Annotated in this window: 18 protein-coding genes and 1 pseudogene; 9 read left to right on the top strand and 10 right to left on the bottom strand. The window is 72.0% G+C overall.

Translation table 11 applies throughout. The features are described 5' to 3' along the window. Positions 1 to 11 precede the first annotated feature (11 nt). From AB0J69_RS19310 to AB0J69_RS19300, 3 genes are read right to left on the bottom strand one after another with little or no spacing between them, the layout of a single operon-like run. Positions 12 to 245 (bottom strand): helix-turn-helix transcriptional regulator, encoded by a 234-nt coding sequence (locus tag AB0J69_RS19310; RefSeq protein ID WP_364118599.1) that lies wholly within the window; start codon positions 243 to 245, stop codon positions 12 to 14. 14 nt (positions 246 to 259) lie between these two features. Continuing rightward, positions 260 to 1,114 carry an ABC transporter permease gene (locus AB0J69_RS19305; protein ID WP_364118597.1) on the bottom strand — a complete coding sequence of 285 codons (855 nt, stop codon included), beginning with the start codon at positions 1,112 to 1,114 and terminating at the stop codon, positions 260 to 262. Then, complete coding sequence (locus AB0J69_RS19300; RefSeq protein ID WP_364118667.1) at positions 1,111 to 1,947, bottom strand: ABC transporter ATP-binding protein; 837 nt, start codon at positions 1,945 to 1,947, stop codon at positions 1,111 to 1,113. The genes AB0J69_RS19305 and AB0J69_RS19300 overlap by 4 nt, the downstream gene beginning before the upstream one ends. A 218-nt stretch (positions 1,948 to 2,165) precedes the next feature. Here AB0J69_RS19300 and AB0J69_RS19295 point away from each other — a divergent pair, with 218 nt between their 5' ends. The 7 genes from AB0J69_RS19295 (at position 2,166) to AB0J69_RS19265 (ending at position 8,837) form a co-directional block, all read left to right on the top strand. After that, complete coding sequence (locus tag AB0J69_RS19295; RefSeq protein WP_364118595.1) at positions 2,166 to 3,791, top strand: SPFH domain-containing protein; 1,626 nt, start codon at positions 2,166 to 2,168, stop codon at positions 3,789 to 3,791. Then, on the top strand, positions 3,791 to 5,032 hold the full coding sequence (locus AB0J69_RS19290; protein WP_364118593.1) for an SPFH domain-containing protein: 1,242 nt from the start codon (positions 3,791 to 3,793) through the stop codon (positions 5,030 to 5,032). The genes AB0J69_RS19295 and AB0J69_RS19290 overlap by 1 nt, the downstream gene beginning before the upstream one ends. Before the next feature lie 9 nt (positions 5,033 to 5,041). Then, positions 5,042 to 5,815, top strand: coding sequence for a sporulation protein (locus AB0J69_RS19285; RefSeq protein ID WP_364118592.1), 774 nt, complete (start codon positions 5,042 to 5,044; stop codon positions 5,813 to 5,815). 188 nt (positions 5,816 to 6,003) lie between these two features. Further along, positions 6,004 to 7,062 carry a hypothetical protein gene (locus AB0J69_RS19280; RefSeq protein WP_364118590.1) on the top strand — a complete coding sequence of 353 codons (1,059 nt, stop codon included), beginning with the start codon at positions 6,004 to 6,006 and terminating at the stop codon, positions 7,060 to 7,062. After that, positions 7,059 to 7,676, top strand: a complete 618-nt coding sequence (locus AB0J69_RS19275; protein WP_364118589.1) for a hypothetical protein — start codon at positions 7,059 to 7,061, stop codon at positions 7,674 to 7,676. The genes AB0J69_RS19280 and AB0J69_RS19275 overlap by 4 nt, the downstream gene beginning before the upstream one ends. A gap of 10 nt (positions 7,677 to 7,686) precedes the next feature. Further along, positions 7,687 to 8,487 carry an inositol monophosphatase family protein gene (locus AB0J69_RS19270; RefSeq protein ID WP_364118587.1) on the top strand — a complete coding sequence of 267 codons (801 nt, stop codon included), beginning with the start codon at positions 7,687 to 7,689 and terminating at the stop codon, positions 8,485 to 8,487. A 107-nt stretch (positions 8,488 to 8,594) separates the two neighbouring features. Then, the gene (locus AB0J69_RS19265; RefSeq protein WP_364118585.1) at positions 8,595 to 8,837 is read left to right on the top strand and encodes a hypothetical protein; all 243 of its coding nucleotides are present in this window, start codon (positions 8,595 to 8,597) and stop codon (positions 8,835 to 8,837) included. A 16-nt stretch (positions 8,838 to 8,853) separates the two neighbouring features. Here the strand turns inward: AB0J69_RS19265 and AB0J69_RS19260 are convergent, their stop codons facing one another. Next, the gene (locus AB0J69_RS19260; RefSeq protein WP_364118583.1) at positions 8,854 to 10,026 is read right to left on the bottom strand and encodes an SLC13 family permease; all 1,173 of its coding nucleotides are present in this window, start codon (positions 10,024 to 10,026) and stop codon (positions 8,854 to 8,856) included. 57 nt (positions 10,027 to 10,083) lie between these two features. On the opposite strand from AB0J69_RS19260, the gene AB0J69_RS19255 reads away from it, so the two are divergent. After that, the gene (locus AB0J69_RS19255) at positions 10,084 to 15,663 is read left to right on the top strand and encodes a TIR domain-containing protein (protein WP_364118581.1); all 5,580 of its coding nucleotides are present in this window, start codon (positions 10,084 to 10,086) and stop codon (positions 15,661 to 15,663) included. Here the strand turns inward: AB0J69_RS19255 and AB0J69_RS19250 are convergent. Further along, complete coding sequence (locus AB0J69_RS19250) at positions 15,660 to 17,057, bottom strand: glycoside hydrolase family 43 protein (RefSeq protein WP_364118579.1); 1,398 nt, start codon at positions 17,055 to 17,057, stop codon at positions 15,660 to 15,662. The two genes, AB0J69_RS19255 and AB0J69_RS19250, sit on opposite strands and share 4 nt — an antisense overlap. A gap of 63 nt (positions 17,058 to 17,120) precedes the next feature. Next, positions 17,121 to 17,723: a dephospho-CoA kinase gene (coaE, locus tag AB0J69_RS19245; RefSeq protein WP_364118578.1), complete on the bottom strand. Its 603-nt coding sequence runs from the start codon at positions 17,721 to 17,723 to the stop codon at positions 17,121 to 17,123. Between the two features lie 62 nt (positions 17,724 to 17,785). On the opposite strand from coaE, the pseudogene AB0J69_RS19240 reads away from it, so the two are divergent. Further along, positions 17,786 to 17,923 (top strand): annotated as a pseudogene (locus tag AB0J69_RS19240) (Clp protease N-terminal domain-containing protein); the annotation flags it as partial. A gap of 436 nt (positions 17,924 to 18,359) precedes the next feature. Here AB0J69_RS19240 and AB0J69_RS19235 read toward each other — a convergent pair. The 4 genes from AB0J69_RS19235 to rpsA form a co-directional block, all read right to left on the bottom strand. Next, positions 18,360 to 18,830 carry a GNAT family N-acetyltransferase gene (locus tag AB0J69_RS19235; RefSeq protein ID WP_364118665.1) on the bottom strand — a complete coding sequence of 157 codons (471 nt, stop codon included), beginning with the start codon at positions 18,828 to 18,830 and terminating at the stop codon, positions 18,360 to 18,362. Between the two features lie 18 nt (positions 18,831 to 18,848). Beyond that, positions 18,849 to 20,867, bottom strand: coding sequence for an alpha/beta hydrolase (locus tag AB0J69_RS19230; protein WP_364118576.1), 2,019 nt, complete (start codon positions 20,865 to 20,867; stop codon positions 18,849 to 18,851). Positions 20,868 to 20,992: 125 nt separating this feature from the next. Further along, a complete protein-coding gene (locus tag AB0J69_RS19225) occupies positions 20,993 to 22,126 on the bottom strand; it encodes an epoxide hydrolase family protein (protein WP_364118575.1) in 1,134 nt (377 codons plus the stop codon). A gap of 161 nt (positions 22,127 to 22,287) precedes the next feature. After that, positions 22,288 to 23,772: a 30S ribosomal protein S1 gene (rpsA, locus tag AB0J69_RS19220; protein ID WP_364118574.1), complete on the bottom strand. Its 1,485-nt coding sequence runs from the start codon at positions 23,770 to 23,772 to the stop codon at positions 22,288 to 22,290. Between the last annotated feature and the right edge of the window lie 20 nt (positions 23,773 to 23,792).

Genomic DNA, 23,792 nt, shown 5'->3' with positions numbered 1-23,792 from the left:
GACATAAACCGTCAGGCCGAGCGCTCCCCGATCCGGGGGAAGGGAGCGGTGGAGAAGACCACCTCGACCGGCACCTCGAAATATTCGGCGATGCGCAGCGCCAGGTAGAGGCTGGGGCTGTATTCGCCGCGTTCGAGATAGCCGATGGTCTGGTAGTGCACCCCCAGCGCGTCGGAGAGCTGCCTGCGGGTCACGTTCCGCTCTGCGCGCAGCAGCGCGATGCGGTTGTAGACGGTCTCGCTCATCACCGCGTATCTTCTCAGGTCACCCGCTGCATCGCCCGCTGACGGCGCTCTTCCATCACCGAGCCCGACTCCCGCCTGGCCATCCGGCGCAGGATGGGCGGCGCCAGCACCAGCCCGGCCACGGCCCAGGCGAGCAGCACGAGCGTGGTCTCCACGGGCCGCCACGAGCCGCCGATCTCCGCCGCGGCCGCCGCGTCGGGCAGCAGCGCCGAGCGCATGCCGAGGCCCAGCCAGTAGAGCGGGAAGATGTGGGCGAGGGCCTGGAGCCAGCCGGCCAGCGCCGTGATCGGGTAGAAGATCCCCGAGATCGCGGTGAGCCCGCCGACGGTGAGCATGGACAGCCCGGCCGCGGCCTGCGGACTGGTGGCCAGGGCGCCGATGACGGCACCGAGCGGCAACGAGGACAGCAGCCCCAGCAACGCGACCCAGGCGACCGTGAGCCATCCGCCCGGCCCCACCCCGAGCAGCCCGGGCACGAAGAACAGCCCGGCGACGAGCATCAGCACCAGGGAGCCGGCGGTGGACACGGAGAGCATCACGATCCGGCCCACGAGATAACCGACCATGCCCTGGGGCATGGCCTTGGCCCTGAGCAGGGTGCCGTCCTCGCGCTCGACGGCCAGCGAGCCGACCGCCCCCATGAGCGCGTTGAACGGGACCAGGAGCCCCAGCAGTCCCGGGAGCGTGGCCGCCGCGAGCGACACGTCGGTGCCGGGCAGCTTCGCGTCGCGCTGGAAATAGAGCACGACGATGAGGCCGACGGTGCTGACCACGGTGAAGCCCATGTCCTGGACACTGGTGAGCTGTTGCCTGAACTCGATCCAGCCGCGGCTCAGCCCGAGCCGGGCCGCGTGCAGCGTGGGGTTCACGCCTCCTCCTTCTTGACGATGGCCATGTAGGTGTCCTCGAGCGTGGCCCGCCGCACCTCCAGGTCGCCGATCTCGGTGCCGTGCTGCTCGAACAGGTCGCGGACGAAGCCGGTGGCGTCCTGCGTGGCGTGCACGAAGTGCTCCCCGTCTCGGCTCCAGCGCACCTGGGCGTCGCGGGAGACCTGGCGGGCCAGCTTGTCGGGGCTGCCGTCGGCGACGATCCGGCCGCCGGCCAGGATGAGGATGCGGTCGGCGAGCTTCTCGGCCTCGTCCAGGTCGTGCGTGGTGAGCAGGATCGTGGTGTCGTCGAGGTCCGACAGGCGATGGACGAGGTCGTGGAAGTCGCGTCTGGCCTGCGGGTCGAAGCCGGCGGTCGGCTCGTCGAGGAAGAGCACCTCGGGCCGCCCGACGATGCCGATCGCGACGTCGAGCCGGCGCCGCTGCCCGCCGGACAGCCGGTTGATCCGGTGGCCGGCGTGCTCGGTGAGCCCGACGGCCTCGATCAGCTCGTCGGTGTCGAACGGCGGCCGCCCGTGGTTCGCGTACGGCTCGTAGTAGCGGCCGAGGTGGTGCAGCAGCTGGTGCACCCGCCAGCGGCCGTGGTCGCGCCACGACTGCAGCACGACGCCCAGCCGGGCCCGCCAGCGCTCGTCGCCGCGCGCCGGCTCGACGCCCAGCACCCGTACGTGACCCGCGGACGGCCTCCGGAACCCCTCCAGGACCTCGATCGTCGTCGTCTTGCCCGCGCCGTTCGGCCCGAGCAGAGCGATCACCTCGCCGGGGCTGACGGTGAAGGTCACGTCGCGCAGGACCTCCTTGCTCCCGTACGCCATCCGCAGCCCGGCGACCTCGATGGCGCAGCCGTTCTGCCCGAGGTCGACGCCACTTTCAAGCGCTCTCACCGCTCCCATCCGCCCTCCACATAGTAGGTCTACTACATCAATAGCACACCTGCTACGGGAAGCAATAGATATGTGACACCACATTGCAAGCGAACAGTAAGTCACACCCGATACGGTCGGAATCGCCCGTAGCGGAAAAGGAAGGTTCAATGTCACGACCCAGAGAGGCACTGATCCAGGCGGGGCAGGGCATAGCCCAAGCGGTTGCCCAAGGGGGTGACGTACGCCAGGCGATGGGCCAGGCCATGGGGCAGGTCGTGGACCAGGCGGGGCAGCTGGCGGGCCAGGGCCGTGGCTTCGCGCTGAACCCTCATGACTTCGCCGCGGCGCGCGACGGCGGCGCGTCCGTCGGCACCCTCATCGAGGCCCGCTCGGCGTCGCTGAACGAGGCCGGCGAGATCGTCAACCGCAGCTTCGCCGAGAACGGCATGCACGTCATCTCGCCCGTGGTGATCCCCAAGAGCGGCACCGCCAAAATACTCATACCGCTGGGCATCCTCGTGCTGCTCGGCCTGATCGGCGCGCTCGGCAACGTCGTCCCGAACGTCGACGTGGTCTTCGGCCCGCACTACTGGGTGGTCCTCATCCTGGCTGCCGTGTTCCTGTGGTGGCGGCGCAGCGTGGTGATGGTGCCCGAGGGCTGCAAGGCGCTGATCACCCAGTTCGGCAAGCTGGTGCACATCGCGGACCCGGGCCGGGTGACGCTGTTCAACCCGTGGAAGCGGGTCAGCTACATCGTCAACACCACCCGCGAATACCCGTTCAACGCGCCGATCAGCGAGGCCCCCACGCAGCAGGGCGTCAAGGCCAGCGTGGACCTGTTCCTGCAGTTCCGGATCGAGAACCCGGCGGAGTTCATCTTCGTGCTCGGCTCGGTCAGCGGCTTCCAGTCCAAGCTCCAGAACGCCATCAGCGAGGTCACCCGCTCGCTGATCTACGCCCAGCGCGCCGAGGAGATCTACGACCTGGTGGGCGAGAGCACGCTCGGCATGCTGGAGAGCCTCAACCAGCAGTTCCTGCCCGCCGTCCGGCTCACCGACGTCAACATCACGCACGCCGAGCCGTCCAGCCAGGAATACCGCATGGACCTGGCCGCCCCCGAGATGGTCCGCGTCGCCAAGGAGGCCTACACCTACGAGTACGAGCTCCAGCTGCGCAAGGAGCAGAACGAGGGCGACCTGATCAAGGAGCTGGCCGGGCTGCAGGAGACGCTGAGCGCCATCCAGGCGGAGATCGCCGGCTACCAGGCCCGCATGGACACCGCGCTCGAACGCGCCACCCACCAGGCCACGGCACAGGCCAGGCAGCGGCTGGTCGAGGCCGAGTCCACGGCCAACGCCAACGCCGCACTCCTGGAGGCGCAGGCGCTGGACATCAGGGCGCTGTCGGCCGCCGAGGCGCCCGAGATCCTCGACTACCGCTTCCAGCAGGACCTGCTGACCAAGCTGGAGTCGGTCGCCCACAGGCTGCCGCAGGTGGTGCAGGTGGGCGAGCACACCGACATCGACTTCCTGGCCCTGGCCCAGCAGCTCGTGGGCGGCAAGGACGCGGCGCTGTTCTCCGCCGAGGACATGGCCGCCATCCGCTCCAGGCTCGACGAGATCGGCGCCCGCGTACGCGACCGCGAGGCCGAGATCGCCGCGCTGCTGCACAAGGCCGCCGCCGACGTGGAACAACCCCCGGCGACGCCGGAGCCCGACTCCGACCTGGAGCGGACCGTCGAGCGGCTGCTGCCGGGCGGGCAGCAGCACGGACAGGCTGGGAGTGAGATCTGATGAGCCGCGAGTTTTCGAAGATCAAGGAATCGCTGGCCTCCTGGGGTGACATCCGCCAGCTCCTGCGCGGCGGCGAGCAGGGCCAGCTCGTGCCCGTCGTGATCCCCAAGGACCGGCGCGGCTTCGCGTGGATGACGCTGGTGTTCCTGGCGCTCTACTTCGCCGGCATGGCCGCGCTCACCGACTTCACCCTCGTCGCGGCGTTCGCGGCGCTGTTCAGCCTGCTCATCGCCATGGTCACGATGTGGCGCAAGGCGATCATCGAGATCGAGGAGGGCACCACCGGCGTGCGCAGCCGCTGGGGCGCCATCACCGGCACGCTGCCGCCGGGCCGCCACTACCTGTGGCTGCCGTGGGACCGGGTGGACGCGGTCGTCGACACCTCCACGGAGATCCCGTACTCGGCCCCGATCGTGGCCTGCCCCACCGCCGAGAACGTGCCGCTGAAGTCGATCGAGTTCTTCCTGAAGTTCCGCATCGTGGATCCCGTCGCGTTCGTCCGCACGATCGGCGCGGGCAACTTCGACCTGGTGCTGTCCAGCGCGGTGCAGGACGCGATCAGGCAGCGCAGCCGCCGGGTCAACACCGAGCGCGCGTACGACCTGCGCGGCTCCGACGTCGGCGACATGCAGGACGCGCTCAACCGCCAGCTGGGCCGCTACGGCGTGCGCATCACCGGCGCCAACATCCCCGACGTGCAGCTGCCCGACCAGTACCAGCAGCACCTGGCCACCCGCGAGAAGGTGGCCAAGGAGCTCTCGGCCTACGAGCGCGAGTGGGAGCTGACCCGCAAGCGCCGCATCGACACCCTGTTGATGGAGATCGAGCGCTCCAAGAAGACCCGTGACGCCCGCGTCGTCGAGGTCAAGGCCGCCCACAACAACGCGCGCAAGAACGTGGCGCGCATGCTGGAGGAGCAGGAGACCGAGGCGCAGCGGGTGACGTGGGAGATCGAGGCGCGAGGCAGGGCCGACCTGACCTCCGCCGAGAACGAGGCCAAGGCACTGCGCCGCCTGGCCGAGTCGTACCGGGACAACCGGGCCGTGCTGCAGTACGAGCTGGCCCGCAAGCGCCTCGACGTGGGCGCGAAACTGACGGAGAACGCCCCCCAACCGCTGGTCGTACGCACCCAGCAGGGTCAGTCGGACTCCGCGCTCTCCACCCTCATCCTGGCCCAGTTGCTCCCCCGCATCTCGGGCACGGGAACAGGCCAGATGAACGGCCACACCCCTTCCGCATAGGAGAACCCCATGGTGTTCCGCAAGTTGATGGCCGCGTTCGGCGCGGGCGTCGAGGTTGACACGGTGTTGACCAACACGGGCGTGCGCCCCGGCGAGCTGCTGCGCGGCGTCGTCCATTTCCGTGGTGGCAACTCCGACTACAAGGTCGAGGGCATCTACATCGACCTCACCGCCGTGGTGGAGGTCGAATCCGGCGACAACGAGTACAAGACGAGCTACAGCTTCCTGCGCCAGCAGGTGGCGGGCACGTTCCAGCTCGCGAAGGGCGCGCAGCACCAGCAGCAGTTCGAGATCACGATCCCGTGGGAGACGCCGATCAGCGCGATCGCCGGGCACCCGCTGCACGGCATGAAGCTGGGCGTGCAGACGGAGCTGGCGCTGGCGGGCGCGCTCGACAAGGGCGACCTCGACCCGCTGTTCGTCAGCCCGCTGCCGGCTCAGGAGCACGTGATCGGCGCCCTCGACCGGCTGGGCTTCCAGTTCAAGAAGGCCGACCTGGAGCGCGGCACCCTGTACGGCTCGACCATGCCGTTCTTCCAGGAGATCGAGTACTACGCGGGCGGCCAGTGGCGGCGCCACTTCAACGAGCTGGAGCTGACGTTCATCGCCGGGGCCCGGCAGATGGACGTCATCCTGGAGGCCGACAAGCGCGGCGGCTTCCTGAGCTCCAGCCATGACTCCTACAACCGCTTCACCGTGCGCTACGACGACTCGCCGCAGTCGGCGGAGACGGCCCTGCAGCGCGGCCTGGAGCAGATGGCCCGCCATCGCGGGTGGTTCTAGCCCGGAGTCACGGCTCCCCGATGGGGGCGGAACATCCGCCCCCATCGGGAATGTGAGGCGATAATTCCCCACATCTCCCGCTAGGAGATCGCTCCTTTGCGTGCAGTGGCAGTCGCATGGCGCGGTCGTTACCATGACCTCGGGAACTGACTGATCGTCGGACGGCGGGGCGAGCGATGGCACGGTTCATGGCGGCGTTGAGACGGACCGCCCCGTGGGCGGCGCGCAACGCCGACGGCGCCATCGCGCTCACCCTGGCCATCGCGGTCGGCGTGCTCGGCATCATGCCGCCCGAGATCTTCGGCGACAAGGGCGCCGACATCCAGCGCCAGCTCGTCACCGCCTCCACCTTGGTGATCATGGCCCTGGTGGCCACCGCGCTGCTGCGCGACCGCGCCCGCCAGGCCCCCGTCGAGAAGACGATCACCTCGGGCGCGCTGGCCGAGCTCCCCGTGCGCCTGGCGCGCCTGGAGGAGATCGAGACGATGGTCCACGGCACCCGCAGGGCGCTCGACTCGCTCCAGCTCGTCCGGGTGCTGGCCAGCAAGCAGGAGATCGCCCAGTCCCACGCCGAGGCGCGCAAGGACACCACCCGGTGGAGCTTCAAGGGCGGCACCGGCACCTACCTGCGCGCGGTCACGCTCCCCCTCTGCGTGGCGGCCGCCCGCAGGGACAAGCGCCACCTCACGGTCCGGGTCGAGGTCATCGACCCGTCCAACGCCGAGGTGTGCGAGACGTACGCGCACTACCGCCGCTCGCTCTCCGACGTCCCCGACGGCACCGGGGAGACGTGGACGACCGACCGGGTCAGGAAGGAGTCGTACGCGACCATCCTGGCCGCCTTCTGGCACCGCCAGCGCTACGGCCTGCTCGACATCGGGGTAGGCCTGTCGTCGACGATGACCACGTTCCGCTGGGACCTGTCGAGCAGCCGCCTGATCATGACGGTCGAGGACCCGAACCGGGCCATGACCGCGCTGGCCGACACGTTCTACTACGAAAACTGCGACACCGAGCTGCGGCTCAGCTTCGAGCAGGCGCGGCGGGTGCCGCTGGAGATGTACAAGAAGGTGCCGCTCGGCGACGAGCCCACCATCGAGGAGGTGCAGGAGCTGTTCGAACGCATCGGGGTGCCCCTGCCCAAGTCCTACAACGGCCGTGACGTCGTCGACATCGCCCGCAAGGCCCTGCGCGCCGTGGACCCGTACGGTGAGCCGCGCCCGGCGGTCCCCGCCCACCCGTCATGAGCTACCACGGCGTCCGGGAGCTCCTGCGTGCGGGTGAGGCCAGGTCGTGGGCCCTGGCGGAGCTGTCGCGGCCCGGCCTGACCGCGGTGCGCCACCCGCTCGGCTTCGTCTGCCTGCCGCTGGAGCGCGACGGCGGCGAGGGGGTATGCCTCCACCTGTGGTCCGACTCGCTCACGCCCGCCGAGAGCACCACCTCGCAGATCCACTGCCACAGCTGGGACCTGGTCAGTCACGTGCTCTACGGCCAGGTTCGCAACGTGCACGCCGTGGTCACCGACGCCGGCGCGGACGCCACGCACCGGGTGTTCGAGGTGGTCAGCGGGGCCGACGGCGACCGCATCTCGCCCACCCGCCGCACCGTGCGGCACGCCACGGGCCTGGTGGAGGTCTTCGGGCCCGGCGACACCTACACGCTGGCCGCCGACCGGTTCCACAGCAGCGTCGTGCCCGAGGGCGGCGAGGCGGCCACGATCGCGCTCGGGCGGGGCCGGGCCGGCAGCCGCGACCTGTCGCTCGGGCCGCTGGGCGGCGGCCTCCACCACGTCTCCAGGCAGCCGCTGGACGCCGGGGAGACGGCCCTGGCCGTACGCCTGATCGCCGCGCACCTGACCTGAGAGGGACCCGATGGACCTGGATCACGCTCGCACGGTGGCCGTGGACGCCGCCGAGGCCGCGGGGGCGCTGCTCCTGGAGGGCACCCGGGGCGCGCTCGGCGTGCGGGCCAAGGGCGAGGCGGGCGACGTGGTGACCGACCTCGACCTGGCCTCGGAGAAGCTGCTGCTGGAGCGGATCCTGACGGCGTACCCGTCGCACGCGGTGATCGCCGAGGAGTCAGGGCTGGCCGGGGCGGCGGGCGGCGAGTGGACGTGGCTGGTGGACCCGCTCGACGGCACCAACAACGTGGCGATCGGGCTGCCCACGTACGTGGTGGGCCTGGCGCTGTGCCGGGGCGGGCTGCCGCTGCTGGGCGTGGTGCACGACCCCGTCTCGGGGCAGACGTGGTCGGCCGTCCGGGGGAAGGGCGCGGTGGCCTCCTCAGGGGCCCGCCTGGCTCCCCCCTACGCGCCGAGCCCGCACGGGCCGCTGGTGGCCTGGACGCAGGGCTACGGCATCGCCAGGGACGACGCGACCGTGCGAGGGCTGAAGACGGCACTCGACCTCGGCGCGCGCCGGGTGCTGCAGCTGTGGGCGCCGCTGCTGGCGTGGGCGATGCTGGCGCGCGGCGACATCGACGGCATGGTGGGCTACCGGGCCGGGGTTGTGGACCTGCCGGCCGGCGCGCTGCTCGCGCAGGAGGCCGGCATCGAGATCCGGGCGCTGGACGGCGGCCCGTACGACGAGTGCATCGACGCCCCCGCCGGGGAGCGCAGCTTCGTGGCCGCCCACCCCCGCGCCCTGCCCGGATTGCTGGCGCTGCTCCACTGAGGAAAAGTGCGCAGAAAATGTGTGTCCTTTGTCGATGAGTTCTGTCGCCGTTCGACGTCTAGTTAGAGGGTGCCCGGCAGACGGCACCGAACGGAGAGGAGCCCGACATGATCACCACGACCGAGCTGGCGCAGGTGCTCTTCGCCACCACCCTGCAGCCCTCCGACACGCTGTCCCCGTTCCAGATCCGCGCGGCCGTGAACGAGCGGCTGTGCGCGTGCGGCGGCGACCCGTCCTGGTGCGCGGCGTACGTGGCGCAGGAGGCCGGCGACCACCCCGAGATGTACGTGCCCCGGATGCGCTGGGCCCTGGACGCGGTCGCCGGCGCCTACGAGCTGGCCGCCGCCTGACCCGCTGCCGGCGGGCTCAGCCGAACTCCACCAGCGCCCACACCGTCGCCACGAGCCCAGTGACCGCCAGGCCCGCCCCGGTGAGCAGGAAGCGGCGCATCGGGACCCTGACATCATGGCGGCGGCACGACTCGAACCACAGCAGCGTGGCCAGCGACGCCCACGGGGTGATGACCGGGCCGACGTTGGTGCCGACCAGCAGGGCCAGCAGGCGGTCCTGGTCGGCGGGCGGGATGACGATCTCGACGGCCTGGTAGGCGGGCAGGTTGTTGATCAGGTTGGACAGGCCGGCCCCGACGGCGGCCGTGCGATAGGGGTCGCCCTCCGTGCCGATCATCCAGGTCATCAGAGCGGACAGGCCGTGGCCGCTGAGCGTGGGCACGACCAGGAACAGGCCGGTCACGAAGATGACGAGCTGCCAGGGGACGAGGCTCCACGTCAGGCGCCCGCGGGCGCGCAGCACGAAGGCGCCCAGGACGATGGCCGCGGCCACCGTGGCCGCGACGGCGACGTGCGCCTTGAGCAGCAACAGGACGATGAACAGCAGGCAGCCCGCCGAGGCGGCCGTGAACAGCACGCGGTCGGCCACGGGCTCCAGCACCGGCGGGGTGTAGCGCAGGTCGCGCCGCTCGCCGCGGCGCCAGTAGAACACCCACAGGAACACCATCGTCACCGCGATCGAGACGATCTGGGGCGCCCACATGCGGGCGGCGAACTCCTGGGCGTCGAGGCCGATCTTGTCCATGCCCAGGAGGTTGGTCAGGTTGGAGACCGGCAGCAGCAGGCTGGCGGTGTTGGCCAGCCAGATCGTGGTCATGGCCAGGGGCAGTGCGGCGATGCGGGCCTTGGGCGCCAGGGCGAGCATGACCGGGGTGAGCAGGACAGCCGTCGTGTCCAAGTTCAGAAATATCGTGACAAATGACGCGAAAGCGGCACAAAGAAAGAAGAGGGCGGCGTAGTTGCCACGTCCGAGCACCGCCATCCTCGCCGCGATCGCGTCGAAGACCTGGGCCTCCTTGGTCAGCTCGGCCAGCACGATGATCGCGACCAGGAAGACCAGCAGTGGACCGATCTCGTCGAGGCTGCGCGCCGCATCGGCCCAGGGCAGCAGCCCCGTCGCCACGAAGACCAGGCCGAGAACCAGCAGCCCGATCCTGATCCAGTCGAGCACGCCAACACGCCGCAACACCCGATGATGATCGCACACAGGCTCCAAAATGCCGATCCCGCAGGGGATACTGGGCAGATGGCGCGCGACGGCAGGCCGACCGAGATCTTCGTCAGCTACTCCCCGGCCGACACGGCCTGGGCGACGTGGATCGCCTGGGAGCTCGAGGCGGCGGGCTACAAGACCATGATCCAGGCCTGGGACTTCGTGCCCGGCACGAACTTCATCGACTTCATGGATCGCGGCGTCAGCGAGGCCCAGCTCGTCGTGGCCGTGCTCTCGCGCAACTACCTGGGCTCCCGCTACGGCCGGATGGAGTGGCAGGCGGCGCTGCGGGCCGACCCCGACAACCCCTCCAACAAGCTCGTCACGATCCGGCTGGAGGACGTCCAGGTCGAGGGCCTGCTGTCCACGATCACCTGGGTCGACCTGCTGGGCGTCTCCGACCCGGGGCAGGCCAGGGCGCTGCTCCTGGGCCGGGTCAGGGAGGCGATGGCGGGCCGCGCCAAACCGGACGCCGCGCCCGCCTTCCCCGACGGCTCCACCGTGCCGGCGCCCGTCCCGACGCTGCCGCCGCCCGCCGAGCGGGCCAGGGCCCGGCGCGCGCCGGTCACGGCGCCGAAGTTCCCGCCGTCGGCCGGCGAGAGCAGGGGACGCGAGTCGATCAGCGTGCTGCACATCGGCGGCCCCCGGTTCGGCAGGGCGCTGCCCGACCCCGGCGAGCCCTTCACGCCGGAGGACATGCAGGCCCGCATCTGGGCCGACCTGACCGCCATGTACGACCGCGGCATGCCCCGCCCCGACCTCATGGTCGTCAGCGGTGACCTGACCGAGTCCGGCAGCCTGGGGCAGTTCGGGCAGGCCACGCGGTTCGTGACCGACCTGCGGCTGCTGCTCGGGCTGGAGCCGCACCGGCTGATCCTGCTGCCCGGGCCGCGCGACGTCACCAAGGCCGCCGCCAGCGCCTACTTCATGACCTGCGAGGCCGACGACGTGAGCCCGCAGCCCCCCTACTGGCCCAAGTGGCGGCACTTCGCGAAGCTGTTCGGGGAGGTCTACCAGGGGCTGGACGACCGGGCGTTCGACGGCGGGCAGCCGTGGACGCTGTTCGAGGTGCCCGATCTGAAGGTGGTCGTGGCGGGGCTCAACTCGACGATGGCGATGAGCCATCTGGAGCGCGACGCGTACGCGCAGCTCGGAGAGGCGCAGGCGGCCTGGTTCGCCGAGCGGCTGCGGCCGTACGAGGAGAGCGCGTGGCTCCGGCTGGGCGCGATCGGGCACCCGCCGGACGAGCTGAGAGACGCCCCGACGTTCGAGCGGCTGCTGGGCCACCGGCTCAACCTGCTCTTCCACGGCGGTTCCGGGCCGGCGGCCGAGGGCCGGATCGCCGCGCCGCGCTCGGGGCGGCACCAGGTCGTCGAGATCGGCCCCGACGGGCTGCGCACCTGGCTGCCGGACGCGCAGCCCGCCGGCCGGCCCGAGCCGGTCCGCGCCCGGTGGCGGGCCGCGCAGGCCACGTTCACCGGCGAGGCCCCGGCCGTCCCCTCGCCCGCGCCGAAGCCCGAGGAGCGCGAGCCGAGCCCGTACGAGCTGCTGCTCGACCGCATCACCGAGGTCTGCGAGGCGCGGCACGAGCGGGCCAGGATCCGCAGGTTCGACACGCACCTGGTGGTCACCCACCCCGAGGACGGGTTCGTCCGCCAGACGATGATCGGCGCGCACGTGGGCGAGCCGGACGAGGCGGCCGCGGCGGAGTTCGTCCGGCGAGCGCACGCCGTGGGGCTGGCCGCCGAGCTGGTCTACCAGGGGCCGCCCGCGTCCCGCGCGATCCGCGACGACCTGATGCGTAAGGGTGTGCGGCTGCGCAGCTTCACCGAGTTCCAGGGGCTGCTCGACCTGAGCGGCTACGTCGCCGAGCAGACCGCCAGGCTGACGACCGACCGGCGCTACCCGCCCGACCTGTACGTGCCGCAGCGCTACCGCGAGCTCGACCGCCCCGGCAGCCAGGTCAGGCAGGGCCTGACCGACGAGCTGATGCGCCTGCTGGCCGCCGACCACGGCCGCTTCCTGCTGCTGCTGGGCGACTTCGGCCACGGCAAGACGTTCGCGCTGCGGGAGCTGGCCCGCCGCATCCCCGTCGAGCTGCCGCACCTGACGCCGATCCTCATCGAGCTGCGCGCCCTGGACAAGGCGCACTCGGTGGACGCGCTGGTGGCGGCCCACCTGGCCGGCCACGGCGAGGAGTTCATCGACCTCAAGGCGTTCCGCTACCTGCTGCGGCAGGGGCGGATCGTGCTGCTGTTCGACGGGTTCGACGAGCTGGTCACCCGGCTGACCTACGACCGGGCGGCCGACCACCTGGCCACGCTGCTGGCCGCGGCCGACGACAAGGCGAAGATCGTGGTGGCCAGCCGCACGCAGCACTTCAAGTCCCACAGCCAGGTGCTGACCTCGCTCGGCGAGATGGTGGGGGTGCTGCCGCAGCGCCGGGTGCTCAGCGTCGAGGACTTCACGCCCGACCAGATCCGCTCCTACCTGGCCAACAGGTTCGCCGGCGGCGACGAGGCCGCCGCCCGCATGTCGCTGATGGGGGAGATCGAGGACCTGCTCGCGCTGGCGCAGAACCCGCGCATGCTCAGCTTCATCGCCGACCTCGACGCCGACCGCCTGCGCACCGTGGCCGAGGCGCGCCACACGATCAGCCCGGCCCTGCTGTACGAGGAGATCCTCAGCTCGTGGCTGGCCTTCGAGGAGCGGCGGGCCAGGATCCCCGGCTCGCCGGCCGGGCTGACCACCGACGAGCTGTGGCAGGCGGTGACCGCGCTGGCGGTGCGCCTGTGGGACTCCGGGGAGGCGCTGCTGGGCCTGGACGAGCTGACCGAGATCGGCGAGACGCTGACCGACCTGGCCGACGGGCAGCTCTCGGCCGCGCACGCCGCGTTCCGGATGGGGTCGGGCAGCCTGCTGGTACGCACCGAGGAGGGCATGTTCGGCTTCATCCACGCCTCGGTGATGGAATGGCTGATCGCCCGGCACATCGCGACGACCCTGGACAGCCCGCTCCTGCTGTCGCGCCGGCCGCTGTCGGCGCTGACCGTGGAGTTCCTGTGCGACCTGGCCGACGTGCGGGCGCTGCGGGCATGGGTGGCCGACCCGCCGGGCGACGACGTGTCCAGGGCGAACGCGGTCAAGATCTCCGCCCGGCTGCGCACGCCGGCCCGCGCCGACCTGCGCGGGGCCAACCTGAAGGGCGAGGACCTGTCGGCCAGGGACCTGCGGGAGGTCGACCTCACCGGCGCCGACCTGTCCGAGGCGACGCTGGCGGGCACCAACCTGTCCAGGGCGACCCTGCGCGACGCCCGGCTGGTGGGCGCGCGGCTCGACGGCGCCCAGCTCACCGGGGCCGACCTGCGCGGCGCCGACCTGTCGGGGGCGCGGCTGGCGCAGGTCGACCTGAGCGACGCGGCGCTCGAGGGCGCCCGCTGGCACCGGGCCTCGCTGATCAACGTGACCGGCACGCTGCCGCACCTGCCGGGCGCGGCCGTGGTGCCGGGGCAGCCGGTCGAGGTGGAGTTCGCGCCGGCCGGCATCGGCGTCCCGTACGGCTACCACTTCCAGACCAGCCGCCTGCCCGAGCCGATCGCCTACAGCCCCGACGGCGCCACGATCGCGATCGGCAACGAGGACGGCGGCGTGCTGCTGTGCGTCGGCGGCGCGCCCGTGCGCACGTTGCAGGGGCACCGGGGCCGCGTCTACGCGGTCACGTTCGCGGGCGGGCTGCTGGCCACGGGCGCGAGCGACGGCGCCGTGCGGCTGTGGGACGCGCTGACCGGCGAGCCGCTGCGCCGGCTGGCCGGCCACCCCGACGGCGTGTGGCCGGTGCGCCTCGACGCCTCGGGCGAGCTGGTGGCCGCGGGCGGCGGGGACGGCGTCGTACGCGTGTGGGAGACGGCCACCGGGCGGCTCGCGCACGAGCTGAGCGGCCACCGGGCGCCCGTCTTCACCGCCTCGTTCGGCCGCTCGGCGCTGGTGACCGGCGACTCCGCGGGCGTGGTGCGCGTCTGGGACCTCGGCACCGGCCAGGTGAAGGAGACGCTCGGGGAGCACCGCGGCAGCGTCTACCGCGCCGTGCACAGCCCCGACGGCCGCCTGCTGGCCACCGGCGACGAGGCGGGCACCGTCCGGCTCTGGGACACCGCCACGTGGACGCTCCTGCACGAGCTGACCGGCCACCTGGGCAGCGTCTACTGCGTGACGTTCTCCCCCGACGGCACGCTGCTGGCCACCGGCGACACGGCGGGCAGCGTCCGCGTGTGGGACCCCTCCGGCGAGGCCCGCGGCGTGCACACCACCCACGCGGCGGCCGTCTACCAGGTCACCTTCAGCCCCGACGGGCAGACCCTGGCCAGCGGCGACTCCAACGGCGTCGTACGCCTGCAGCGGCTCGGCGGCGGCCAGCGGATCGAGCTGACCGGGCACCGCAGCTCGGTCTGGCCCTTCGCGTTCAGCCCCGACGGGCAGCAGCTGGCCACCAGCAGCAACGACGGCACCGTGCGGCTGTGGGACCCGGTGACCGGCCAGAGCCAGCGGGTGCTGCGCGGCCACGGGCGCCGCATCTCCTCCGTCAGGTTCAGCGCCGACGGCACGATGCTGGCGACCAGCGGCAACGACGGCATCGTGCGCGTGTGGGAGCCGCGCACGGGGCGGCGGCTGCGCGAGTTCAGCGGCACGGCCGACCGGCTGATCTCGGCCTCGTTCTCCCCCGCCGGGCCCACGCTGGCCACCAGCAGCAACGACGGCGGCGTGCACTTCTGGAACGCCGTCACCGGCGACTACGAGCGCGAGCTGCACGCCGAGACCGACCACGTGTGGGCCGAGGCGTTCAGCCCCGACGGCAACATGCTGGCCACGGCCAACGACGACGACAGCGTGCGGATCTGGTACCGCCCGACCGGGCGGCTGGCGGTCAACCTGATGGACCACCGCGGGCGGGTGCGCTCGATCGCGTTCAGCCCCGACGGCTCCTACGTGGCCACCGGCTGCGACGACAAGCTCGTACGCCTGTGGCACGTCGACTCCGGCGGCCGGGTGGCCACCCTCGAAGGGCACACCGACCGGGTCTACTCCGTGGCCTTCTCCCCCGACGGCCGCCACCTGGCCAGCGCCGGAAACGACGGCAAGGCCCTGGTGTGGGAGCTGCGCCCCGGCCAGCCCTGGCAGCCCCGGCTCGCGCACACGCTCGACCGGCACGACGGGCGGCTGTGGAGCGTGGCGTTCAGCGCCTCCGGCGACAGCCTGGCCACCGGGGGCGACGACCTCCTCGTCCGCGTGTGGGACACCGCGACCGGCCACCTGCGGCACACGCTGGCCGGGCACGCCCGCCGGGTGTGGTCGGTGGCCTTCAGCCCGTCGCAGGACCTGCTGGCCAGCGCCGGCGACGACGGCGTGGTGATCCTCTGGGCGGGCGGCGAGCGGCGGGCGACCCTGCTCGGGCTGGCCGAGGGGTGGGCCGCCCTGGCGCCCGACGGCCGGTACAAGGTGCAGGGCGACCCCGGCGGGCAGTTCTGGCACGTCGTCGGGATGTCACGGTTCGAGCTGGGCGAGCTCGACGCGTACCTGCCGGGGGTGCGCCAGCTGCCGCTCGACTCGCCCTTCTAGTACACCTCGATCCGGTCCATGCTGATCACCGTGCTGCCCGAGGCGGGGTTGCGCTCGCCGGTCACGCGCACCCGCAACGTGTGCTCGCCGGGCGCCAGGACGGGGCTCAGGTAGTTGAGCTGCTCGCCGACCCGGATGTCGCTGTAGTAGTCGACGCGCTGCTCGGGGCCGCCGTCGACGGAGATGGCGGCGATGCCGTTGCCCCGGTCGCGCACGCTCAGCAGGGCCACCCGCGTGCCGGTGAAGCGGACCGTCGCCGTCGCGCCGGCCTGGCCGCTCCAGTGGTCGTTGCTCCAGAAGCACTGGTTGCCGCAGCCGGAGCCGGACTGCCAGGTGCCCGCGTACGTGACCTGCGGGTCGAAGTCGTTGATCACCGACGTGGCGGCGCCCGGGTCGCCGGACGGGAGCTGCTGGGTGGCGCCGGCGGCGAGGGGGCGGCCGAAGTTCGGGGTGCCGTCGGCGTTCCAGGTGAACTTCTGCACCCGCGTGGTGCGGAAGTCGTAGGTGTAGGTGCTGGTGTTCTTGCCGTGGTAGGCGATCCAGTCCTCGGTGCCGTCCGGCGAGCGGAAGAACGAGTGGTGCCCCGGGCCCCACACGCCGGTCGCGTCGTTGCGCGCGAACACCGGCCCGGCGTGCTGCGTCCAGTTGGCGGCCACCATCGGGTCGGCGCCGTTCGCGATGCTCTTCATCCACAGCTGGTAGTCGGGCTTGCCGGTGTCGCAGGTGGAGTAGGTCAGGAACGTCCTGCCGTTGCGGTAGAGCGGGGTCGGGCCCTCGCGCACCTCGGTGCAGCCGCCGCCGGCGGGGATCGCGACCCGGCCGCCGGTGACCGTCCACGGGTTGCTCATCCGGGCGATGTACAGCTGCGCCGGGCCGCCCATGCCGCGCCCGGGACCGGCCCAGACGAAGTACTGCTGTCCGTTGTGGGTGATCGGCTCGCCGTCGATGGCGTACTCGCCGAAGTCGGCGATCTTGGCCTTGAACGAGTACGGGCCCATCGGGTCGTCGCCGGCCGACTCCAGGACGTACATGCGGTGGTTGGCGTCCACGCCGTCGGAGGCGGTGTAGTAGATGTACCAGCGGGCCCCGACGTGGCGGAAGGCGGGCGCCCACATCTGCGTGTTGCGGCTGGTGTCGCCGTCGCGCCAGACCACCTGCTCCGGCGCGGCCAGCAGGGTGGCCAGGCTGGGCGAGCGCCAGATGCCGATGCGGTCGCCGCGCGTGGTGGCCACGTAGTAGTCGCCGTTGTGGAACATCAGGCTGGGGTCGGCGGCCGGGTTGACCGGGTTGCGGAACGACTGCGCCGCCGCCCCGGCCGGGGTCACCGGGACGATCACGCTCAGGACGACGGCTACGGCGGCGAGGGCGGCTCGCCAGGGCGATGAGCGCGGCATCTGCGGTCCTTCCACGAACCTGTCGGGCGATCTTTCCGATCGTCATGGAAGGGGGTCATGCCGTCAACCGCGGGCGGCGCGCCTCAGCAACTCGTCCCAGACCTCCGCCACCCGGGCGTCCAGCTCGTCCAGCGAGCCCTCGTTGGGGATCACGATGTCGGCGGCGGCCAGCCGGTCCTCGCGGCTCGCCTGGGCGGCGATGCGGGCCTTGGCGTCGGCCTCGGGCATGCCCCGGTGCTCGGCCAGCCGGCTGATGCGCACCTCGTCGGCCGTGTCCACGACGATGACCACGTCGTACATCGGGGCCAGTTTGTTCTCCACCAGCAGCGGCACGTCGTACACCATGATCGTGTCGTCGGCCGCCTGCCGCTGCAGCTGCGCCACCCGCTCCCCCACGAGCGGATGGACGATCGCGTTGAGCGCCGCCAGCTTCTCGGAGTCGGCGAAGACGAGCGAGCCGAGCTTCTCCCGGTTGAGCGAGCCGTCGGGGCGGAGCACGTCGTCGCCGAACGTGGCCACCACCCGGGCCAGGCCCGGCGTGCCGCGCTCGACCACCTCGCGGGCGATCTTGTCGGCGTCGATCACCATCGCACCCCTGGCCGACAGGCGCTTGGACACCTCGCTCTTGCCCGAACCGATCCCGCCCGTGAGCCCAATCTTCAGCACGCGAAAAGCCTATCCACCATCGGGCCGTGCGGGTCCATCATCTTGGGCTCATCATCGTAGACATGGTCTCTAGCATCTTCCGGGCCGCGCACGAGCAGGCGGCGGCCGCCGGGGACGACTGGGTGGGGCCGCCGCACGTGGTGCTCGCCCTGCTGGCCGGCGACTCCCTCGCCGCGCGGGTGCTGGCACAGGCCGGGCTCGGCCGCGAGCGCGCAGCGGAGTGCCTGCCCCACCACGCCGGGCCGCCGCACCGGGCCGGCGGCTTCGCCACCCCGAGCTTCCACGAGCTGCACGGCATCGCGACCGGCCTGGCCCTGGCCGCCGGGCTGCGCACTCCGACACCGGAGCTGTGGCTGGCCGCCCTGGCCCACCACACCGAGGCGGACCGGGGGCCGACGCCGCTGCACCTGTTCGGGGTGGACCCGGGCGAGGTGCTGGCGGCGCTGCGCGGGCACGGCGTCCCGGTGCCGCCGATCGAGGCGCCCCAGCACGTGCCGTGGCGGGGCCGGCACCAGGTCGTGGTGCCCGCCTTCGCCCTGCGGGCCGCGCTCGACCGGCTGAACGCCGAGCATCCGGCGGGCTCGGAGTGGCGGTGGGGGTGGAACTGGGTGGACGACGACATGGGCCGCGCCGTGATCATTGCGGAGGACGGGATCGATCTGGCGTCCTTCGCAGGTAGACCATCGTCAGGTGATCGTCCATCCGCTCGCGGCTCGTCTCCCGGTAGCCCAGACGGCGGTAGAGCCGCAGGTTCCCCTCCGACAGGTGACCGGTGAACAGGTCGAACGCCGTCGCCTCCGGCATCTGCTCGTGCAGGGCGCGCAGCAGGGCCGTGCCCACCCCCTGCCCCTGCCGGTCGGGCGCGACGACGAGGCGGCCGACCAGGCAGGTGGTGCCGGACAGCCGGCCGCGCACCGCGCCCACGATCCGGCCGGCGGCGATCGCCTTGAGCACGAGCGCGCCCTCGACGACCTTGCGGACCTGCTCCAGCGACTCGACGAGCGGTGGGATGTAGGGGTCGCCGTAGAGCTGGGCCTCGCTGACGTACGCCGCCCGCTGCAGGGTCAGGATCTCGCCGGCATCCGACGGCACCGCCCGTTCGATCAGCACGGGCAGCACCCTATCTCAGGAGCCCATGCCCGCCGTGAGCTCGCCGGGACACACGGTGCGCGGCCTGGGCAGCACGCCGTTGACGAGGTAGTCGTGCACGCGGGTGCGCAGGCAGGTGGCGCGCAGCTTGCTCACGCCCTGCATCAGGTACGCGCCGTGCCCGTCGCCGTGCCAGAGCATCGCCGCCCCGGGGATCCGCGCGGCCACGCGGGCGGCGCCGGAGGCGGGGCTGTCGGTGTCCAGCCGGCCGATGCCGACCAGCACGGACGGTCCCTTGCCCGCGCGGGCCGGGCGGAACGGCCGGGGCGGCCAGCTCGGGCGGCCGCGCAGCCCCACGCACCGGGCCACCTCGTACCGGCCGGTCAGCCAGCCCACGCGCGGCGCCAGTTCGCGCAGCCGCGACTCCATCGCCAGGAACCGCCGGTAGCCGGGGGCGGCGGGCATGAAGTCGTGGCACGCCATCGACCGAGCCACCGTGCCGGGCCCCACCGGCTGCGCCACGGCCGCCATCCGCGCCAGCGCGCTCGCGTCGCCCTCCTCGGCCGCCGACATGGCACTGGCCAGCTCCGGCCAGCGCTGCGGGGCGAGCCCGGCCAGCACGGCGGCCGTGATCAGCCGGGCGTCCAGCGAGCGCCCGGGGCCGGCGGGCAGGGGCGCACGCTCCAGCAGGTCGTCCAGCACCGACACGGCGTCGTCGTCATCGAGGGGGCAGCCCATGCGGGTCGCGCACCAGTCGCGGAAGGCGGTGAGCTGCCGCTCGGCCGCTCGGGCGCGGGCGATCAGCCGCCGTCCCAGGCCGGGCTCGGTGTGGTCGGGCACGCCTTCCAGGTACATCCGCTCGACGCGGCGCGGGAACAGCTCCAGGTACGCCTGCCCGTACACCGCCCCGTAGGCGTTGCCGAAGTAGCGCAGCCGCGGCTGGCCGAGCGCGGCACGCAGGGCGTCGAGGTCGTGGGCCACCTGCCAGGAGGTGAGGCCCGCGTAGGCGGGGCCGGCGGCGATGCGGCAGCTGCGGTCGTAGGCGGCGTTGTCGCGGGCGTAGGCGCGCCAGGCGGCCGGGCCGGGGGTGATCTGGAGCCGCCGGGGGTCGGGGGGCGGGACGGAGCAGCGCACCATGGAGGTGCTCCCCCGGTCGCCGATGCCGCGCGGCTCGACCAGCACCACGTCGAACCACCTGGCCAGCTCGCTCACGGTGTCGGGCCGGGCGCGCACGGCCTGGACGGCGGACTCGTCGCCGGTGTTCACGACCAGCGCGCCGAGGTTGCGGGTCGGGTCGTGCGCGGGCATCCAGGCCAGGTCGATCTCGGTACGGGGGCCGCGCGGCCTGGCCCAGTCGACGGGCACGGACAGCTTGCCGCACCGCAACCCGTCGCCGCAGTCCCACCACGCCACCTGCCGCCGCGCCTTCCCGGCGCCCCCGGCCCCGGCGACATCGGCCCCGGCGACATCGGCTCCGGCCATCCCGGCACCGCCCGTCATCCGCCCGGACCCGCGGGACACCTCCGAGCCGGGACCGCCGGGTGCGGTTCGGCCGGGACCGCCGGACAGCAGCGGGCCGGACCCGCCGGGCCCCACCGGGCCGAGCCCACCGGGCGCCGTCCACCCCGGACCCGTCCCGCCGGACACAAAGGAGCCGGGACCACCGGACTCCGCCCCGCCGGGACCACCGGGCGCCATGGAGCCGGGACCATCGGCCGCCGTCCCGCCGAGCCCACCGGGCACCAAGGAACCGGGACCGCCGGACACCGCCCCGCCGAGCCCACCGGGCACCAAGGAACCGGGACCATCGGATGCCGTCCCGCCGGGACCGCCGGGCACCAAGGAGCCGGGACCGCTGGACTCCGTGTCGCGCCTGGCCACCCCCGGAGCGGCCGCCGCCGCGCCGGAGGCGACCGCGTGCGGCGACAGTGCGGCCCAGGCGGCACTCGTGGCGGCGTTCACCGCTCGGGGGGCGGTGGCGGCGGAGGTGGCGGGTGGGGGCGGGACGGTGGTGGCGGTCACGGCGGCCGTCAGCGCGGCCGTGCCCTGGATCATCCGCTGAACCATGCCCACTGCAACCCCTGACAAGTCGCGACGACCAACAGCACAGGCAGTGTCTCAGCGTCCAACCCCGCAGGTCAGAGCCTTGCAAAGGCTCCTAGGTAAAATCTGTGACCCGCTCAGCGAAGTATCCGGAAAAAGGCCCGTATACCCTCCACCAGCGGACCGGGCGCCGCCATGGCCACCATGTGGCTGGGACTGTCCGCATCTCCCCAATAGACAAGGTCGTTCCCGCGCTCGGCGATCCGCCGCATCACGGCCGGCCCGCCGTGGGTCACCCCGGTCGGCACCACGCTCTGGTCGATGGGCAGGCCCGCCGCCCCTTCGTAGTACGGCCACGACGAGGACGCCCCCGTCCCCGTCAGCCAGTAGAGGCTGGCGTTGGTGAGCACCAGGTCCCGGTCCACGGGCTCGTCCCCCGACCCCCACCCGTCGAACTCCTTGAACCTCTCCACCAGGTAGGACAGCTGCGCCACCGGCGAGTCCGCGAACCCATGACCCAGCGTCTGCGGCCTGGCGGCCAGGTAGGTCCCGTACCCGCTGCCGCCGGCCATCCGCTCCGTCATCAGCCCCAGCAGGGCCAGCTCCTCCTCCGTGGCCCCGTCCAGCTCCCCCGGCACCCCCGACGGGATGCCGAGCCCGGCCGTGATGACCGCGCCGGCGACGTGCTCGGGGTCCAGGGCGGCGAGCTGGGGGGTGACCATGGCCCCGGCGTCGTTGCCGTGCGCGCCGTACCGGTCGTACCCGAGCCCGGCCATCAGCTCCGCCCACGTACGCGCCACCCGCTCGATGCTCCACGGCCGCTCGTCGGCGGGCTCGGGGAACGGCGAGAAGGCGAACCCGGGCAGCGAGGGGGCCACGACGTGGAAGGCGATGTCGGGGTCGAGCCCGTGGCGGCGCGGGTCGGTGAGCGGCCCGATGACGTCGAGGAACTCGGCGACGGTGTTCGGCCAGCTGTGCGTCATGACCAGGGGCAGCGCGCCGGGCTCGGGCGAGCGTACGTGCAGGAAGTGGATCGTCTGCCCGTCGATGCGCGTGGTGAACTGCGGGAACGCGTTGAGCCTGGCCTCCTGGGCCCGCCAGTCGAACCCGCCGGCCCAGTAGCCGGCGAGCTCGCGCAGGTAGGCCACGGGCACGCCCCTGCTCCACCCGCCGGGCAGCTGCGCGGCCCACCTGGTGCGCCGCAGCCGGTCCCTCAGGTCGTCGAGGTCGGACTGGGGGATGTCGATGTGAAAAGGCTTGATCTCTTCCATGCCGCGAATTTAGGCGGCATTGCGGCAAGAATCGTTCCGCATTGGCTCGCCGCCACGATCGAGCGTGCCCAGGATGCCGAAAAGGCCCCGCACGGTCACCCGTGCGGGGCCTTTCAAAGCCTCAGGCCACCCGGAGGGGCCCTAGGCGGTCAGAGCCGAGCTCAGCTCTGCCCACCCGCCAGCTTCTCGCGCAGAGCCGCGAGCGCCTCGTCAGAGGCGAGCGCACCACTGGCCGGAGCCGACGACGAGGAGCCGCCCTGCGGGGCCTGCGTCTCGCCGCTGTAGGACGAAGGAGCGGCCTCGCCGGCCTCCGCCTCGGCCTTGCGGGCCTCCTCGATCTGCTTCTTGTGGGCCTCGAAACGAGTCTGGGCCTCGGCGTACTGCCGCTCCCACTCCTCACGCTGCCTGTCGAAGCCCTCGAGCCACTCCCCGGTCTCCGGGTCGAAGCCCTCGGGGTAGATGTAGTTGCCCTGGTCGTCGTAGGTCGCCGCCATGCCGTAGAGGGTCGGGTCGAACTCGACCTCGGTCCCGACGCCCTCGTTGGCCTGCTTCAGCGAGAGGCTGATGCGGCGACGGTCGAGGTCGATGTCGATGATCTTCACGAAGATCTCGTCGCCGACCTGGACGACCTGCTCCGGGATCTCCACGTGGCGCTCTGCCAGCTCGGAGATGTGGACCAGGCCCTCGATGCCCTCCTCGACCCGGACGAACGCGCCGAACGGCACCAGCTTGGTGACGCGACCCGGCACGACCTGGCCGATCTGGTGGGTGCGGGCGAACTGCTGCCACGGGTCTTCCTGAGTGGCCTTGAGCGACAGGGAGACGCGCTCGCGCTCCATGTCGACGTCGAGGACCTCGACCGTGACCTCCTGGCCGACCTCGACCACCTCGGACGGGTGATCGATGTGCTTCCAGGACAGCTCGGACACGTGGACCAGGCCGTCGACGCCGCCGAGATCCACGAACGCACCGAAGTTGACGATCGAGGAGACGACGCCCTTGCGGACCTGCCCCTTCTGGAGGGTGTTGAGGAACGTCTGGCGAACCTCGGACTGGGTCTGCTCGAGCCAGGCACGGCGCGACAGGACCACGTTGTTGCGGTTCTTGTCGAGCTCAATGATCTTGGCCTCGAGCTCGCGGCCGACGTACGGCTGCAGGTCGCGGACACGGCGCATCTCGACCAGGGACGCGGGCAGGAAGCCTCGCAGGCCGATGTCGAGGATGAGACCACCCTTGACGACCTCGATGACGGTGCCGGTGACGATGCCGTCCTCGTCCTTGATCTTCTCGATCGTGCCCCAGGCGCGCTCGTATTGAGCCCGCTTCTTGGACAGGATCAGGCGGCCCTCTTTGTCCTCCTTCTGGAGGACCAGGGCTTCGACGTGCTCTCCGACTTCCACGACGTCAGCGGGATCGACATCGTGCTTGATCGAAAGCTCACGCGAGGGAATGACACCCTCGGTCTTGTAGCCGATATCGAGAAGAACCTCGTCTCGATCGACCTTGACGACGGTGCCCTCGACGATGTCGCCGTCGTTGAAGTACTTGATGGTCTCGTCGATCGCCGCGAGGAAGGCTTCCTCGGACCCGATGTCGTTGACCGCTACCTGCGGGGTGCTCGAGGTGGCCTCAGTGCTGGACGTCATGTGTGGAATTGCTCCGAACG

The sequence above is a fragment of the Nonomuraea sp. NPDC049709 genome (assembly GCF_040674815.1).
Taxonomy (GTDB): Bacteria; Actinomycetota; Actinomycetes; order Streptosporangiales; family Streptosporangiaceae; genus Nonomuraea.
Note: the sequence above shows the minus strand (reverse complement) of the source record. Positions and strands in the feature narration are given on the sequence as shown.

What these genes read in the sequence shown, in the direction of transcription:
- AB0J69_RS19255 (WP_364118581.1), top strand. Translation starts at nt 10,084, where the DNA reads ATGGCGCGCGACGGCAGGCCGACCGAGATCTTCGTCAGCTACTCCCCG.
- AB0J69_RS19295 (WP_364118595.1), top strand. Translation starts at nt 2,166, where the DNA reads ATGTCACGACCCAGAGAGGCACTGATCCAGGCGGGGCAGGGCATAGCC.
- AB0J69_RS19230 (WP_364118576.1), bottom strand. Translation starts at nt 20,867, where the DNA reads ATGATCCAGGGCACGGCCGCGCTGACGGCCGCCGTGACCGCCACCACC.
- AB0J69_RS19270 (WP_364118587.1), top strand. Translation starts at nt 7,687, where the DNA reads ATGGACCTGGATCACGCTCGCACGGTGGCCGTGGACGCCGCCGAGGCC.
- AB0J69_RS19265 (WP_364118585.1), top strand. Translation starts at nt 8,595, where the DNA reads ATGATCACCACGACCGAGCTGGCGCAGGTGCTCTTCGCCACCACCCTG.
- AB0J69_RS19300 (WP_364118667.1), bottom strand. Translation starts at nt 1,947, where the DNA reads ATGGCGTACGGGAGCAAGGAGGTCCTGCGCGACGTGACCTTCACCGTC.
- rpsA (WP_364118574.1), bottom strand. Translation starts at nt 23,772, where the DNA reads ATGACGTCCAGCACTGAGGCCACCTCGAGCACCCCGCAGGTAGCGGTC.
- AB0J69_RS19310 (WP_364118599.1), bottom strand. Translation starts at nt 245, where the DNA reads ATGAGCGAGACCGTCTACAACCGCATCGCGCTGCTGCGCGCAGAGCGG.
- AB0J69_RS19285 (WP_364118592.1), top strand. Translation starts at nt 5,042, where the DNA reads ATGGTGTTCCGCAAGTTGATGGCCGCGTTCGGCGCGGGCGTCGAGGTT.
- AB0J69_RS19250 (WP_364118579.1), bottom strand. Translation starts at nt 17,057, where the DNA reads ATGCCGCGCTCATCGCCCTGGCGAGCCGCCCTCGCCGCCGTAGCCGTC.
- AB0J69_RS19225 (WP_364118575.1), bottom strand. Translation starts at nt 22,126, where the DNA reads ATGGAAGAGATCAAGCCTTTTCACATCGACATCCCCCAGTCCGACCTC.
- AB0J69_RS19280 (WP_364118590.1), top strand. Translation starts at nt 6,004, where the DNA reads ATGGCGGCGTTGAGACGGACCGCCCCGTGGGCGGCGCGCAACGCCGAC.
- AB0J69_RS19290 (WP_364118593.1), top strand. Translation starts at nt 3,791, where the DNA reads ATGAGCCGCGAGTTTTCGAAGATCAAGGAATCGCTGGCCTCCTGGGGT.
- AB0J69_RS19275 (WP_364118589.1), top strand. Translation starts at nt 7,059, where the DNA reads ATGAGCTACCACGGCGTCCGGGAGCTCCTGCGTGCGGGTGAGGCCAGG.